At 42.7% G+C, this 14,800-nt stretch carries 16 protein-coding genes; 12 read left to right on the top strand and 4 right to left on the bottom strand.

Annotated features, from left to right (window positions below; genetic code table 11):
• Positions 1–25 precede the first annotated feature (25 nt).
• Positions 26–802 (top strand): GGDEF domain-containing protein, encoded by a 777-nt coding sequence (locus FD967_RS02125; protein WP_215326456.1) that lies wholly within the window; start codon positions 26–28, stop codon positions 800–802.
• A gap of 4 nt (positions 803–806) precedes the next feature.
• Here the strand turns inward: FD967_RS02125 and rpoN are convergent, their stop codons facing one another.
• Positions 807–2,201, bottom strand: a complete 1,395-nt coding sequence (gene rpoN, locus FD967_RS02130) for an RNA polymerase factor sigma-54 (protein WP_215326457.1) — start codon at positions 2,199–2,201, stop codon at positions 807–809.
• Positions 2,202–2,509: 308 nt separating this feature from the next.
• On the opposite strand from rpoN, the gene FD967_RS02135 reads away from it, so the two are divergent.
• From FD967_RS02135 to FD967_RS02185, 11 genes are all read left to right on the top strand, one after another.
• Positions 2,510–2,695, top strand: coding sequence for a hypothetical protein (locus tag FD967_RS02135; protein ID WP_215326458.1), 186 nt, complete (start codon positions 2,510–2,512; stop codon positions 2,693–2,695).
• 204 nt (positions 2,696–2,899) lie between these two features.
• The gene (locus FD967_RS02140; RefSeq protein ID WP_215326459.1) at positions 2,900–3,253 is read left to right on the top strand and encodes a surface-adhesin E family protein; all 354 of its coding nucleotides are present in this window, start codon (positions 2,900–2,902) and stop codon (positions 3,251–3,253) included.
• Positions 3,254–3,353: 100 nt separating this feature from the next.
• Positions 3,354–4,031, top strand: a complete 678-nt coding sequence (locus FD967_RS02145; protein WP_215326460.1) for a hypothetical protein — start codon at positions 3,354–3,356, stop codon at positions 4,029–4,031.
• Positions 4,032–4,069: 38 nt separating this feature from the next.
• Entirely contained in the window at positions 4,070–4,894 is an 825-nt protein-coding gene (locus FD967_RS02150) for a hypothetical protein (protein ID WP_215326461.1), read from the top strand.
• Positions 4,891–5,910: a PDZ domain-containing protein gene (locus FD967_RS02155; RefSeq protein ID WP_215326463.1), complete on the top strand. Its 1,020-nt coding sequence runs from the start codon at positions 4,891–4,893 to the stop codon at positions 5,908–5,910. The genes FD967_RS02150 and FD967_RS02155 overlap by 4 nt, the downstream gene beginning before the upstream one ends.
• The gene (locus FD967_RS02160; protein WP_215326465.1) at positions 5,907–6,314 is read left to right on the top strand and encodes a hypothetical protein; all 408 of its coding nucleotides are present in this window, start codon (positions 5,907–5,909) and stop codon (positions 6,312–6,314) included. The genes FD967_RS02155 and FD967_RS02160 overlap by 4 nt, the downstream gene beginning before the upstream one ends.
• A 48-nt stretch (positions 6,315–6,362) precedes the next feature.
• Complete coding sequence (locus FD967_RS02165; RefSeq protein WP_215326466.1) at positions 6,363–8,369, top strand: hypothetical protein; 2,007 nt, start codon at positions 6,363–6,365, stop codon at positions 8,367–8,369.
• Between the two features lie 33 nt (positions 8,370–8,402).
• Positions 8,403–9,887 (top strand): hypothetical protein, encoded by a 1,485-nt coding sequence (locus FD967_RS02170; protein ID WP_215326467.1) that lies wholly within the window; start codon positions 8,403–8,405, stop codon positions 9,885–9,887.
• Positions 9,887–10,573 carry a flagellar basal body P-ring formation chaperone FlgA gene (gene flgA, locus FD967_RS02175; RefSeq protein ID WP_215326468.1) on the top strand — a complete coding sequence of 229 codons (687 nt, stop codon included), beginning with the start codon at positions 9,887–9,889 and terminating at the stop codon, positions 10,571–10,573. The genes FD967_RS02170 and flgA overlap by 1 nt, the downstream gene beginning before the upstream one ends.
• Before the next feature lie 96 nt (positions 10,574–10,669).
• Positions 10,670–11,014, top strand: coding sequence for a flagellar biosynthesis anti-sigma factor FlgM (locus FD967_RS02180; protein ID WP_215326469.1), 345 nt, complete (start codon positions 10,670–10,672; stop codon positions 11,012–11,014).
• A 106-nt stretch (positions 11,015–11,120) separates the two neighbouring features.
• Positions 11,121–11,534 carry a hypothetical protein gene (locus FD967_RS02185; protein ID WP_215326470.1) on the top strand — a complete coding sequence of 138 codons (414 nt, stop codon included), beginning with the start codon at positions 11,121–11,123 and terminating at the stop codon, positions 11,532–11,534.
• 20 nt (positions 11,535–11,554) lie between these two features.
• Here FD967_RS02185 and FD967_RS02190 read toward each other — a convergent pair whose 3' ends face one another.
• The 3 genes from FD967_RS02190 to flhF are packed head-to-tail and all read right to left on the bottom strand — an operon-like array spanning position 11,555 to position 14,777.
• A complete protein-coding gene (locus tag FD967_RS02190; protein ID WP_215326471.1) occupies positions 11,555–12,244 on the bottom strand; it encodes a FliA/WhiG family RNA polymerase sigma factor in 690 nt (229 codons plus the stop codon).
• Positions 12,245–12,297: 53 nt separating this feature from the next.
• Positions 12,298–13,110, bottom strand: a complete 813-nt coding sequence (locus FD967_RS02195; protein WP_215326472.1) for a hypothetical protein — start codon at positions 13,108–13,110, stop codon at positions 12,298–12,300.
• Positions 13,107–14,777 carry a flagellar biosynthesis protein FlhF gene (gene flhF, locus FD967_RS02200; protein WP_215326474.1) on the bottom strand — a complete coding sequence of 557 codons (1,671 nt, stop codon included), beginning with the start codon at positions 14,775–14,777 and terminating at the stop codon, positions 13,107–13,109. Before flhF ends, FD967_RS02195 begins: the two co-directional genes overlap by 4 nt.
• Positions 14,778–14,800 lie beyond the last annotated feature (23 nt).

Genomic DNA, 14,800 nt, shown 5'->3' on the forward strand with positions numbered 1-14,800 from the left:
TGGCCACTGATAATAGAGGATTCAAATGGAGAGAGGCTATAAAGAAGTAGTTGTTGAGAATGTCGATACGAAAGAAGCAGGCTTGAAGCAGAATACTTCGAATGTCATCGTAGGCTCCGCTGCTGATGATTCAATTCACGCGGCCGAGCATTTTTCAAACTTAGTTGTCAAGTTACAGCAGTTTGTGCAAACAGTAAATCAACATGATTTATTGAAATATTTCCGTCTAGATCCCAATGCAACAACTATTCAGCGCCGAGTGCTGGATCTGATGATTTATGGTGAAGAGTTTGGAATAGAAACCAGGCGTGACCATTTAACTGGCTTATTGGAGCGCACTATTTTTTTGGAAAAACTAAAATATGTTTTATCAAAGCCTCTCAAGGAAGATAATTTAACAGCAATAATCTTTGTCGATTTAGATGACTTTAAAGCAATCAATGATCAGTATGGCCATAGCGCTGGAGATGAGGCGATATCAATCATCGGCAGAAGAATCTCTGCGTCCATTCGAGCACAGGATTTAGCCTGTCGTTGGGGTGGTGATGAGTTTGTTTTGGCGTTACAAGCCATCACAAGCAAAGATTTAGTCAGTCAATTAGCCAATCGATTGCTAACAGCAATCTCACAACCTCTTCAGCTTGGATCTAAAGAGTCATTACAACTACTGGTGGGTGCAAGTGTTGGTGTCGCAATCATGGATGATGTGAGTCTTGGTGCGATGGATTTAGTTGAGAGGGCTGATAAAGCAATGTACCTGGCTAAAAAGGCTGGAAAAAATTTCGTTAAGTTTTATTCTTAAGGGTTTATTTTTTTCGAAGATGGACCGCTGGAATACGCATCCCTTCTCGGTATTTGGCTACCGTTCGCCTGGCAATTTCATAACCTTGATCGCCCAGTAACTTAGCAATTCTGCTATCGGAAATAGGTTTTATTGCAGGCTCTTCTTGAATAATTCGCTTAATCAGTTCTTGGATTGCTGTCGAGGATATTGCTACACCTTTATCAGAATTTAATTGGCTACTGAAAAAGTATTTAAATTCAAAAATACCTAGCGGACAGGATAGATATTTTTGTGTCGTCACTCTCGAAATTGTAGATTCATGCATTTCTAATGTTTCTGCTATTTCACGAAGAACAAGTGGCTTCATTCCAATTGCACCCATGGAAAAAAATTTTTGTTGATGTTTGACTATTTCATTTGCAACTCTGAGAATCGTATCTTCTCTTTGAGCAATATTTTTGATAAGCCAACTTGCCTCTAGAATTTTTTGCTTTAAGACTCCATCAGCCTTCCCCTGACCACTCTCTTTGAGTATTTTGGCGTACTCGCTATTGAGTGAGATTCGTGGCCTAGCATTTGGGTTTGATTCGACAACCCATGAATTATTAATGGATTTGACCACTACATCAGGCAGAATCCATTGGTCGCTTTCACGGTCGAAATAAGCGCCGGGATTATGTTGCAAACTGCGGATGAGTTCTACTGCTTTGAGGACTTCTGCTTCAGTTTTGCTGCTCGCTTGTTTGATCTTAAGCCAATCTTTTGAACCAACCTTATTCAAATGTGAGTTCACAATATATTTGGCTAGTTCCCATGCTGGTTGATCGTGAGTGGGCTTTTCCAAAATACGATCAATTTGCAGGGAGAGACACTCTGCTAAATTGCGTCCACCAATGCCGGGTGGATCAAGCGACTGTAGTTTTTTTAGTGCAGACTCTATTAGATGGAGCGTGCTGGATTCTTGACTACCAAGTTCATTTTTGATCTCAGCATGAATTGACTCGAGATCATCAATTAGGTAGCCTCTGTCGTCCAGACAGCCCGCCAGATAGGTAATAATCAACTGCTCTTGGGGGCTTACATGAAGGAGATGAATTTGCTCCTCGACATACTCCAAAAGAGTTTGTTGATGAGCTATGCGTTCATAGCGCTCTGCCCAGTCATCGTCATCATCCTGAGATGCTCTATTGCTTGAGGTCCATGAGTTTTGCGTCTGCTCAACCCGTTCAGAAGATTGAGTGAGATTAAATTCAATTTCTGGATTAGGTTCAAATTCCAATAGCGGATTATCTTCAGCGGCCTTTGCTAATTCCTGCTCTAGTTCATTATTGGATAACTGCAATAGCCGAATTGTTTGCTGCAGTTGAGGTGTTAGGGTGACCTGCTGACTAACTCTAGTATTAAGCGAAATAGCCATTTTTATATTTTCTTGTGGTTCGCTAATGAAAATTCTATCGTCGCTGAACTAATGCAATATTGCATTAGAGGACTTCGGGGGGCTTTCGGCTCGTATCAGTTGTCTAAATTTGATCTATTTCTCTATTGAAAAAGTAGTGCTCAATCGTTTGCATCCATTCTAACCATTTATAATAAAAAATCCATATAAATTAAGGGGTTAAGGAAGCTTTTGGGCATTTTATTGAACCCAAGTATAAATTGAACTATGCAAAGGCAATAAATTTGCCGTATTAGGTTATCAATAGACTACATAAAGCATTTCATATTATGGAAAATCCTGTCATTACAGAGCACCGTATACGTGGTGATCGCTTTTACGCCATAGAAAAAAACAACAAAATTGCTTTTTACACGACTAATATTGCTGCAGCACGCTATTGGGTCAAGAATGTGATCGACAAAGAGACTCTTGCTGTTGAGGAATCATTAGAGGTTAAGCCTGAAGGGCAGTAATAGGCTTGATTTTGATGTTTGTTTAGGGCTAATTCAGAATAATTCAGTAATTGCCCTGAAAGTAGCAAAACCACCTTAAGTGCTTCAATTTAGACCATAAAATCGTATAATCATCCATTCATTTGGATTATTAGCATGGTTTATTCCCCCCACCTTTTTTTGATCTTTGTTTTGCTTTTAGGCTCTCCTGGGTCGAGCATTGCAATGGCTCAGGCCGAAAATGATATGGTGAATGTGGTGGATAAAAAAGACTATTCCATTGCTTACTATAAAAGCTCTATTAAGGCATTGCCTCCAGAGTCAAAAAAGGTATGGATTATTACCAATCGCCAAACAATCGATGAGGCCACGAAGCAACGCATTGGATCCGTTCGCAGCAATATCGTGTTCAATTGTAAGTTTAAAACGTTCTCTACCTTGGCAACTGTTCAATACTCAGAGCCAAATGCACTGGGTAAAAAGATTTTACAAACAGAGACCGGCTTCAATTTGGCGGATGATCCAGTGCCAGAGGACAGCGCTCTAGCAATCATACAAAAACAAGTTTGCAATTCTTAATTCAATTTTAATTTATATGCCCATCATTACCTACCCCCCCGAATTAGCAGACAAAATAGATCCTAAATTTCACATAGAGCATTCAGCTATTGCTAAAACGATGCTTCGTGAAATTAGTAAAACCCCCTTGGCAGGGGTGTATGCGATTGATGGGTCTGGTTCAGAGTTTGCAGCCACTGTCCTGGACATCTACAAAGGATTGCTAGTGCTAAAGCCTGAGACCGAGCCTCCTAAGGGATTCAGTAGCGTTATTGGGACCAGTCAGATTATTGTGGCCTGTACTGAAAACTCAAAAATGCAGTTTCTTTCAAGTGATTTTAGAATGCATGAAGACGGTAGTTTATTGACCTGTTCTCTTCCGCAAGAACTCACTGTGATCCAGCGTCGCAAAGAGTTTAGGACGTTGGGGCCGAGTGATGAACAGTTTAATTTCGTTCTTTCACTAGGGGCTGGTCAAGAATTATTAGCCAAAGTGGCCGATGTCTCTGATCATGGTATTTTGCTAGATATTCGTCTGGGCGCAGCTGAGGTTGAAGTGGGGCGCTATTGGCATTCAGGATATTTTGAGCGCCAAAAGTCTCGCTCAGGTGGTATCGATTTAATCATCCGCAATGTGCGACCTGGTAAGGCGCTTGATCGAATTCGAGCAGGCTGCGAGCTATACAACCCTAGCAAGAATGCACTCAAAGATTTTGAGTCTACTAGAAATGCCATTGAAAATGCCCGTGTACAAGGACGCTTAAATCGTTGGTATGCGGCAGCTAGTTGGTGTGAATAAGCACAGTGTTTGCACTCTAATTTGATGAAGCTAAAGGCATGAGCTTGTTTACTAATTTTACCAGTGGAAAATTGATCATGATCCTCAGTGTGATCATGCTCGCTCCACTACTGTATTTTTTTATTCGTGATTTTTATAGCAAAGTAGTTGATGAGGTAAAAAATACTGGCCCATCCGCCCCAGTTGAACCTGTCATGGTGACAAGCTTAAATAAGACCAATCAGCTTGAAGAGGTTATCAACCAAAAGATTGCAAACATGAAGTTAGATTTAATGGCGGAGCGATTACGCATTACTTCAACAGCTGACGTCTTAAAAAATCTTGCTTTTGAACGACATCTTCCTGAAACCCTCTATCAGATTTATTTTGAGACCAGGGCTTTCCCTAGAAAAAACGTAGAGGCTCAGCAAACGGATTTGGAATGGCATGCCAAAGCAGGTATTACAGAGCTCAAGGTAGAGCCGATGCCATTAGATGATGGCACTGTTATTCAATTCACTTTGCAGAATTATCCATATACGCTTAGCGCTATCAATCATCGCTTTGCGAGAACCTATTTTGTTGAATTAACTCTACGAGATGTTGATAACACTCGCTTATTTGTAGTGCGTATTAAGGCTAATGAATTAACTGGCAGAGAGATTTTGGAAACAGCCATTATTGAAATGAAGTCCGGTGAGTGGATAGATGATCTGGCTAGTTGCCGCCTATTAATGGATAAGCGTAAAACTGAGGTTCAGTTAATGGCTGAGCATCGTGAAGTCGAGATGTTAAAAAAGCGTTTCATTTTAAATAATGCTAGCGATAAGCTTGTTACCAGTAAAGTCACTTCTAAGCCTCGCAAAGGTCAATCATCATCGTGACTGAAAAAAACATTTTTTACTCACAAAAAAATATCTATTTTTGGTTCCTAGCCTTTTCAGGATTCCTGTTTGCGGTCTCTTTATTGGTACTGCTTGGGGCTGCAAACGATTTATCTGACTCTTCTTCGGAATTAAAGCAGCTTAAAGTGGCCATGCCAGCATTAGAGGATTTTGTCGCAACTCAAAAAATCGATGTTCGACTCAATAAAAATCAGCGCCGCTTAAAGTCTAGCGACATTCCAAAATTGGTTGACGAGGCCATTATTCCGGTAAATACAGATGAGGCAGTAAATCGTACTTTTCAATATTTTTCTGAGTTTGAAAACAAGCGTTCTGCGTCATTGCTAACCGTTGAGTTGCCAATTGTAGAATCAATTGAACCTGGCTCACCTTCTGAGATATCTGGAGTAAAGCCTGGTGATTTAATCTTGTCTGTGAATACTGCAAAGATTGAATCTGTACTGGGTTTTTATCTTGCACTGAACGAAAAGTCCTCGCCAGATGTCAGCGTTAAATTATTGAGAAATAAAAAAGATACTCTCATAGTTGCAATGCGTATGGCAGATAGGTCGATAATTACTGGGAGTAATTGCGGGATTAGATTTATCCTCCCTGGCGATGTCGTTTACCTGACTGAAGTTGAAACCAAGCGCCTTGCAGAGCAGTATCGTCGCGTGATGTTGCCAACTATTCCAGTAGATTGGCGAGCCGAAGTGGCTAATGATTTAATGCAAATTTCTAGACGCTTAAATGCTATTTCTAAAAACGTGATTGACCCTAACAGTGCAAACCCAGTTAAATTACAAACAAAAGATGTGGTTGCCTGGCATAGTAAAAAAGTTTTAGAAAATATTGATGTTTACTTTTCTCAAAGACGTAAAATTGAGGCTAGAAATGTGTCCCATATGACGGGGATCGGTGATGCATTTGTTGGTTTTGTTTGCAGCATATTCATTTTTTCAGTGTCACTTGCAGTGTTCTGGTATCAGCGTCGTGTATCGGATAAAAAGTCATGACAACATTGCAAATGCAAGATTACTGGTTAGGGCTACGCATTAATGGTGGCCGTTATGCAATTTCGACAAAATTCATACACGCTGTTTTTTTACACCCCGAGCCTGAGCAGAGTATGAAAGATTTACGCATTAATGGCGTTGTAGTCTACAAGGGAGAACCCATTTGTTTGCGTAATCATTTTCAATTGCTGCGCTTTGATCAGCGCGGAGATAGTTTTGTGGATTGGCAACAGACCCTAAAACAGTCTAGTGCACCTTGGATCATCGTATTGAGAGATGGCCCTCAAGAGGGTTTGGGTTTTAGGGTCAATAATATTGTTGGACCTTTTTATGCTGCGACGATACCTGATTCTTCATTCTTTTATCACAACGGCGCTGATTATCATTTGGTAGGGGTCGCTTAAGACCGACAATGCCGATCCGTCACTTAATCGCTAGTCGAGATCATTTATATGAATCAGAAAAATAATACCCATATCTTTTCCCAGCGCCCAATTCTTGTTTGGCAATGGGTATCTTATATCTCGTTTGCGCTTGTATTGGCTGCCAGTGTTGGCGCCTTTTTCTCGGCGCGCTCTTGGGTAACCGAAGGTAAGTATCTACAATCGATTGACGGCGAGCAGATTGAAGTTTTACGCTTGATTCCTTTTTTAAAAGAGTTGCAGCAACAAACAAATGGTCCAATCGCCCTAGACCCCACTTTTTTTACGAACTTAAAAAAAGCTGAGATCTTTTTAAAGTCAGCAACTGCAGACTTGAAGAACCAGTCTGAGTTAAGTCCTAATTCAGCATCTGCTGTGTCGACCAAGGGGATAAGTGAGCCTACTGCATTGAAGTCTTTGAGTGGTGGAGTAGCGGCTCCAGCCATGAAAAATTCCAGCACGACTAAGGAAGCGGAATCGTCTACTCCGTTGTTACCACTATCCGATAATCCGGTAGTCGCTCTTTTTCAAAGGTTGGACTCTAAGGTAATGGCAGTCGTTTTCGGTAAGCCTGAGAAATATGCCGTGAAGTCTGATAAAAAAAATGACGATGAGAAATCTGAGCAGACAGAGCCAGATGAAAAGCTCAAGAAAAACCCAAAACCTTCTACCCCCCTAGAGGTGCTGGTAAGCGCTAAAAATACTGAGCAGTCAATCGGAGTAATACTTGCACAAGAAAAAAGCTTAAATGATTTAGCTGTCTTAGCAAGGTCAGGTGAAGTATTAATTGGCTCTAAAGGACCGCTAGAGTTAGATAAATTACCCTCTGAGTCTGCTGTAAAAAAATATGCAGAAAGTATAGGTAATTTTGTCAAGGCACATAATGTTTGGCAAAAAAATGTCACTGATATTGCGACAACATTAGATCTGCAAAAAGCACTTGGTGCAGTTCTTGAGCAAAAGGTGCTTTTAGAAATTGATATCGGTAAAAAAACAGCTGGTAAGTCCAATCTCAAGCTAACAGATGTAGCGCCTAAGGTGCCGCAAAGTCCTTGGTATTCGAAGTTACCGCAAGAAAGTGCAGCAGTACTGAATGCTTATGTTTTGAATATGCGGGCAATTAAGGATTTCGCTAACGACTATGGGTCTTTGCGTCTTGCCGCGCAAAAAAAATCCCAATCGATTCAATATTTTGACTTTAAAGGTGCTGGTGGATTTCTAGGATTAATTTTAGTTTCGGCCATCGCCGCTTTTGGAATTATGCTGGGTGCTTATATGGCGTTGATGAACGCTGCGCGTAATGCGCTAGATTTACAACGCTCATCTAAGCAGACTAGGGCTGCTGGTAAATTATTAAGTTCAATCGATTTAGGTTTTGCTAGTGCTAGTGCGACTGCGTCAAATGTTAAAACAACTAAAGGTAGTCCACAAAATAGTGATTCTGAGCAGTCGGCAGACCAGCTCAATGTGAAAACCGTGATGAATGTCATTTCTGAATTAAGTGATGATCTAAAAAATAAAATTAATAAAATTGATACGCACTTTAAGGTACTTGCGCAGCTCAATTCAAAATTACGCCATTCTATTGATACCCTGCATGAGAAGAGTGGCCAGATTCGTACCAATGCATCTGATAAAAGCAGTAACTCACCGTATAGCCAAGAGATGAGTGTTAGCAGAGGCGGGCCTTTAGATCAGCTACAAGATGCCTTTTCTGCATTAAAGCAGCAGGGTGTGCGTCTTTACTTAGCGATATTAGATAACCATTCTAGTAAACAGCTTGCCGTTGAAACAGAACAGCTTAATTTATTAGTGGAGAGAGTGGAGGCTACTGTATCGAAAATGCGTTCGACGCTAGCTACTGCATTAGGGCAAGCGACGCCTGTGGAAGAGCAGGCGCCACAGATTTCTTTAGAAGCTATTGAGCTTCTGAGTATGGACGCTAAACAGGTAATGCGCGATCTTCAGTTATGGCAAGGTGAATTTGATGGATTAAATAAAGCTTTTGCTGAATTAAAACGAGAAGCAAGGATCTAATGCAATCGATCTTCTATAAGGCGTAATGCAAATATGGCCGAAGAAAAACCCCTGTTTCTAATCGATATTGATCGGGCGATTGAAGGTCTGCAGACCTCTGCCCCCCAAAAGGGTTCATTGTCGGCGGTGGCGATTGAGCCGTTAATTATGCATAGCGTGGATTTAGCAAACGCCCTAGATGGTGCTGGCTTAGATACTTTAAGTCAGATGACTAATGAATTAGCAGAGTGCTTTAAGAAAAATCATACGCAAGCTTTTTTAGTAATGGATGATCTAGTCAGTCTGGTGAGGTCAGAAGTCGCATTTACGCATCCATCGGTAGCCAGTGAAATCTCTTACACTCTAGAGCAATTCAATCAAGCAAAAGCGTTATTTGCCGCCAACTTATCGCAAATCAAAAATGGTTTGCCGATCACCAAAAATCCTGAGGTAGTATCAGCGCAAGATCTACCCGCTGAGGCAGCTTCTGAGATGACTCAGGAAGCGATTGAGGCTATCAGCAGTAAAGAGGATGAACCGGTTTTTAGCAAAGCACCAATCTCTGAATTGCCTGCTTCTCCAGTTGCTCCAACTATCCCCGAATTTTCGCCAGAACCTTCTATCGCAGAATTGAGCGCTTTATTTGCGCCGCGCCTACAAGAGGAATCCCTGGTAGTCTTTACTCCTCCTGAGCCCAAAGCATTTTCTTTTCCCGAGGGTTTGACTCGTCCTCTAGAGCGCGAAAATTCATTAGATTATTCAGGTAGTCAGGGTTTCTTAGATAAGCACTTTTCCTTGAATCGTGCTCATAACCTCAATCGTATGCAAGTGGCGCGTAGTTTAGTCAATAAGACTGACAACTGGAATGGTGTGGAACTCGATTTCTTGCTCGGGCGTGAGCAAGATGAGCTCACTAAATCTGGGCAACAATCATTGCGTCATGTGTTTGAGAATTTGACAGATGAGCTCTTGATTGATGAGGTGTATGCCGATCCTGAGATTGTGCAACAACTAGTCACGATCATTAGCATCTTGCCGCCTTGCCCGAGTATTTTTGCAGTTCAGCAAGATTTAATGATTTTTATCGATTTAGATCACATCTCTTTATCGGCGGAACATCTTTTGGCAGCAGGCAAAATGGTGGCTGAAATTGGGGGCTCACTCGAAATACACCATGAAGGAGTGCGCTTATCGTGCCCATCAAGTTTATTAAGAATGCCAATGGTCTTTTTTGGACGGCACGGGCAAAACTATGCCATTTCTGCAATTCAATATTTAGGGGAAGAGGCTCTCAATAAACCAGTGGATAGTAAGGTCGATGCATTGGGCGAGATTTTGCACCCCTCAAGGATGATTAATCTGCAAGTTGGCAATCAGCATTACTCCATTTATGCCCATGAATTTTTAGGGGTTCAGAATATGAATATCCACCTCAATATTCCAAAATTAGTGGCGCGACCTTATTGGTTAGCTGGCATGGCCTTAGATGGTATGAATAATGTATACCCTTGGGTGGCTTTGGATCGGTTTGCCAAATAATGCCTCTGTTTAACCGTTTTTTAATAGGGCTGGTATTTTGTACGCTGTCGCAAAGCATTCATGCTGCTTTACCCCCAGATCTTGAACAAGCTATTAAGCGATTTATTCAAAAAAGTCCAACTGTCAATGGCTTGCGGGTGGAGACCGAGTGGCTCGAGCCTAATCTAACCATTCCAGCCTGCTTGGGCGGTAGCATTGAGATTTTGACCCCAACAGGCGCGCGCCTATGGGGTAGATCAATGATCCAATTGCGCTGTACTAAAGCAGCTTGGTTAATCAATGTGCCAGTCAATATTCACGCCTACGGAGATTATGTTGTCGCCAGCCGTTACTTGCCTTTTGGTCAAAAGCTGGAAATTGGGGATATTCGTGTAATTGAGGGCGATTTAACCGTCTTGCCAGATGATGTACTGCGAAACCCTAGGGCGGCTTATGAGCGGATTTTGGGTAAATCTTTGCAAATGGGCATGCCAATTGGACTAAACGATTTAAAAGAATCTGCCGTAATAAAGGTAGGAGATCCTGTTAGGATTCAACTGATAGGTAAAGATTTTCAGGTTTCGGGGGAAGGCATTGCCCAAACCCCTGGAATGATTGGGGATATGGTTAGGGTGCGCTTATCGGACGGTCAGGTTTTACAAGGCAAGGTATTGAGGCCAGGAATTATTAGCGTTAATATGGAATAAATGGCTAATTTGCGGTAAAGTAATGGTGTTAGAGGTTTTAAAGATGGTCTAGATTACGACCACTAAGTATGACTAGGTAGCACTGAGGAGAATGAGATGAAAATTAACGAGAATGCACCACTAATTCCGCCAAATGCTGGAACAGCTAAACCTGTGCCAGGCTCAAACTCGACTGCCAATACAACTAACACCGCATTAAATCAAACCCCAGCATCAGCTGTTAGCCGCTCAGCGGTTAATCTTGATATTGGCCTGGCAACCAAACTGGCAGAAGCGCAAAGCAGCTCTACCAGTCAGGTAAGTGACGATTTATTGATTAAAAAGCTGCGTGATAAGATTGCCACCGGCCAATTTGAGATTGATTACAACAAAATCTCTCAGGCAATGCTAAAAGACGTTGTCTCGGCCATTGGGCAAAAACAAAATCGCCCCCAAAGCTAAAGTCTTAAACTCTGCCTTAATCTTTTTTGCCCGCCTTTAGAGCCCGTATTGCGTGCTCACTGAGTTTCTCTCCCCAATTTTTTATTCATAGAAATTTTTCCTTAAGATGGTAAAACCGCATCCATCAATGTCCTTTGATGATTTATTAAAATTCTTAAAGGAAATTGCGGGCGCCATCGAAGATCTTCGGGCTGCATTAGAGGCTAATGATATGGATCGATTGCCAGAATCATTGGATAGTACTAATCAGGCATTGGATGCCATTCAGAGCTATCCAGGTGGCACTGATAAGCTCAAGCAAGATATGTACCAATTTGAGCCTGCACAAACTACGCAATTACTAGGATTACTAGATGAAGCCTCAGTCAATCACCAAATCAACGGTGACCTGATTCGATTAGCAATGCAACGCAGCTCAGCGATGCAGTCTTTTATTGCTCAGCAAGCTCCAAGCGCAACATATGGAAGTGATGGGGGTGTGCCAGGATCAGTGGGTGGCGTACTCTCTCGCAAAGTCTAGGGCAAACGGCTTTTAATCAATTAAGTCTTTAGTTTTGCCCGAATGCGAATCATGCCTTGTGTATGAATCTGGCTAATGCGCCCAGGAGTTATATTCATGACCTGGGCAATTTCTCGATAAGACAGATCTTCTTGATAGTGCAGGGCCATCACTAATTTTTCATTATCAGGTAAGCCTGACAAGATGAGAGCTATCCGCTCTGCGAATTGACTCATTGCTACAGAGCGCATCGGGTCAGATTCGTCAGTATCCGAAGGCATGAGATCATCTGACAAATCATCCAGTGGCATTAAATGCACCATGTTTGTGATGATGGCGTGGTATGCCTCAATACTCAAATCAGCACCTTGAGCAATTTCTTTTTCCGATGGGTGGCGTCCTAAGGATTGCTCTAAACGGCGAGTTACTTTTTCAATCCCAACCAATTCATCCCGCTGATTACGCGGCAAAATATCATTTTTACGGCAGGAGTCATAAATAGCACCCCGTATACGAGTTTTAGCATAAGCCTCAAATGCTAGATTTGGCTGAGGTTCATAACGCTTTAAAGCATCTAATAAACCTGTTAAACCTTCCTGGATGAGGTCGTCCACTTCAACATTAGGAGGTAAGCGAGAGCAAATTTGGTGGGCAATCCGCTTTACCAAGGGTAAATGAGTGCGAATGGCTTCATCAATATCAAGAGATGCAAAATAACTAGAAGGCTTCAATGACAGATCGCTTAATCAGATAAAGGCAGGTTTAATGGTGTATTACTGAATGTTTAACTGCTAATTTTCGCAGAAATTGCCTTAAAAAAGCCCATCGGCAAAACAAATTCTTCTTGCGGGCCATCGCTTGGTGGATTCCAACTCTGATCATCCGGATCTAATGCAACCCGCCGAGCCGTTACTGCAGCAATCCAGCCAATAAATTCAATCTCCTCATGTAGAGCAGATCTGGCGGCATTTTGCAGTTTTTCGAAAGCAGCGGTACCGGCGGCCTCATCCTCTCCCCCAACGATGATGACCGCTAATGGTTCATCCACCTGGAAAATGGCCATTTGGCGTAACATGACTAAGGCTTTGCTAAGCGATGCTTGATCACCTGCAGTGACTAAAATTCGCTGAATATTGCTGCCATAAAACGCCACAATTTGTGCTTGTGGATCAATCGTTGGAAAGATGACATAGTCAATGCCCATCTGTTCTTGGACAAGGCGCGCATCAAGCTGAGGATATTTTGCAAAGCGATGCTCAACTTCAGATCGCAGCTTGGTACTAGTGGCATACCAAAGGTATTCATCAATCTGGCGAATACTGCGCGCCAGGGGTACTGCGTTATTAAAGACTTGGCCTAAATCATACCGTGTGGGATATAAAAATCCAGACATCGTTTTGCGCTGCGCAAGGGGAATTTCATCGACCAATAGAACATGGTTATTGTGTTGCTTCAGACTTTGGGCAGTGCCATGTCCTAAATGAATAGTGCTGTCTGCATCTAAGGTACTCGCAATGCAAATAACGCGACACAGTTCTGCACCGAAGATGTTGCGCAGGCCCTCAGCTTGATCGTTACCACCCACCACCGTGCTCATGAATTCACTTTGCGAATCCAGTCGCCTAGGTGATCAGACAAAATAGCGGGAACCTGTTCATCAGTAATGGAAAACGTTTCAGAAAAAGCGCGCATTGCCATCGCACGATGACTCAAATAGTTAATATCAGGCAGACTTAAGTCTTCTGGCACTCGCTGACCATTTGAAACAAATAGAATCGACAAATCATGGCGAATGACACTATCAATCACCGGTGCTAAGTGGGCTGCTTCATCAATTTTGGTAATGATGACAGAGTCTAATTTATTGTGATGGGTATTTTGCATTGCCTGGTTATGCAAATTAATCACCTCTTCTTGAGTGCGTAAATCCGTAGTAGAGCTCATCACCAAAATCCGTTTGGCACGCTCTGATCCATTCTGGAGAAGTTGGCATTGCTCAACCATGAGCGTATCTCGCTGGCTCACACCTGCGGTATCTAACAAAATAATTTTTCGATTAGAGAACTCTTTAATCTTGGCTGCTAAATCTTCACTATCTCGAAGGGCTGTAACAGACAGGCCTAAGATTTTTGCATAGGTCTTGAGTTGTTCTTGAGCCCCAATTCGGTAGGTGTCGGTGGTGAGCAGAGCCACTTGATTACGGCCATAGCGCAGAACACAACGTGCTGCAATCTTGGCAACAGTGGTAGTTTTACCCACACCAGTTGGACCAATAAAAGCAAAGACACCACCGCGATCAAAGATATCAAACGCCCGAGAAGTTTTGATTAGGCATTTGACTTGCTCACGCGCATTTTTAATGAGCTGTAGGGTATTAAAATCATCTGGCAAATTGCGCGCAATTTGAGCGCACAATTTCGGAGAAAAGCCACTATTGAGCAAGTGCTTCACAATCTCCGTAACGTGGGAGCTTTCTTGTTGTATGTTGCCCCATAAGTTGCCAGCCACATGCGATTGCAGTAAATACTTCACTTCACTAATTTCTGCTAGTAATTGCTCTACTTTTGGAGCGCTCGCTGCCGCAGGTAATGATAGGGCGCTGATGCTTGCCAATGTTGGGGGCGTAGCACTAGTAGCGCTCGAAATTGGGATTTCATTGGCAATCGGAGCCGGATTGAGTGCTGCTTTAGCATCTGCTTTTGCTTCTGCAAATGCCGCCGCATCTTGTTTCTTTTTAGCGCTGACAGCAGCGCTCGCGCTAGCACTAAAGAAAGCGTCATTATTCGATGGATTAATGACGCTTGCATCCCCGCGACGGATACGTTCAGCGCCATTAAAAGAAGTGGGTGTAAAAGTTTCTGAGCCTGGGGCTCTGACTGATCGCTCAGAGCGATCAGACCGTTCTGGTCTAGCGGGATTGCGACGCAAAGTGCCTATAGGCAAATCAGCACTAAAGGGATTGCGAGCACTTGGAGGGGCAATGGCACGATCAAAGCTAGAGCTAAAGCTACTTCCGAGGTTACTGCGTCCAATTGGCCTGTCTGATGAATAGTTGGGTGTGTAGCCCCCCGGTTTTTTCACACTTTTACTGCTAGCCACTGAGGGATCTGAAAGTGAAGCAAGATCTTCGGAGCTAATTGCAATAATCTCTACACCTTGGTCGATATCCGTAGTCGAGATCACCATGGCATCCGGGCCCATTCGGGTGCGAATCTGCTTTAAGGCTTCCGCCGAATTAGAGGCTGTAAATTTTTGGGGGCCCATGGCGTTGCTCCAAATAGGGTTGC

Origin of the sequence: Polynucleobacter sp. JS-Mosq-20-D10 (assembly GCF_018687755.1) — a bacterium.
Lineage (GTDB): Bacteria > Pseudomonadota > Gammaproteobacteria > Burkholderiales > Burkholderiaceae > Polynucleobacter.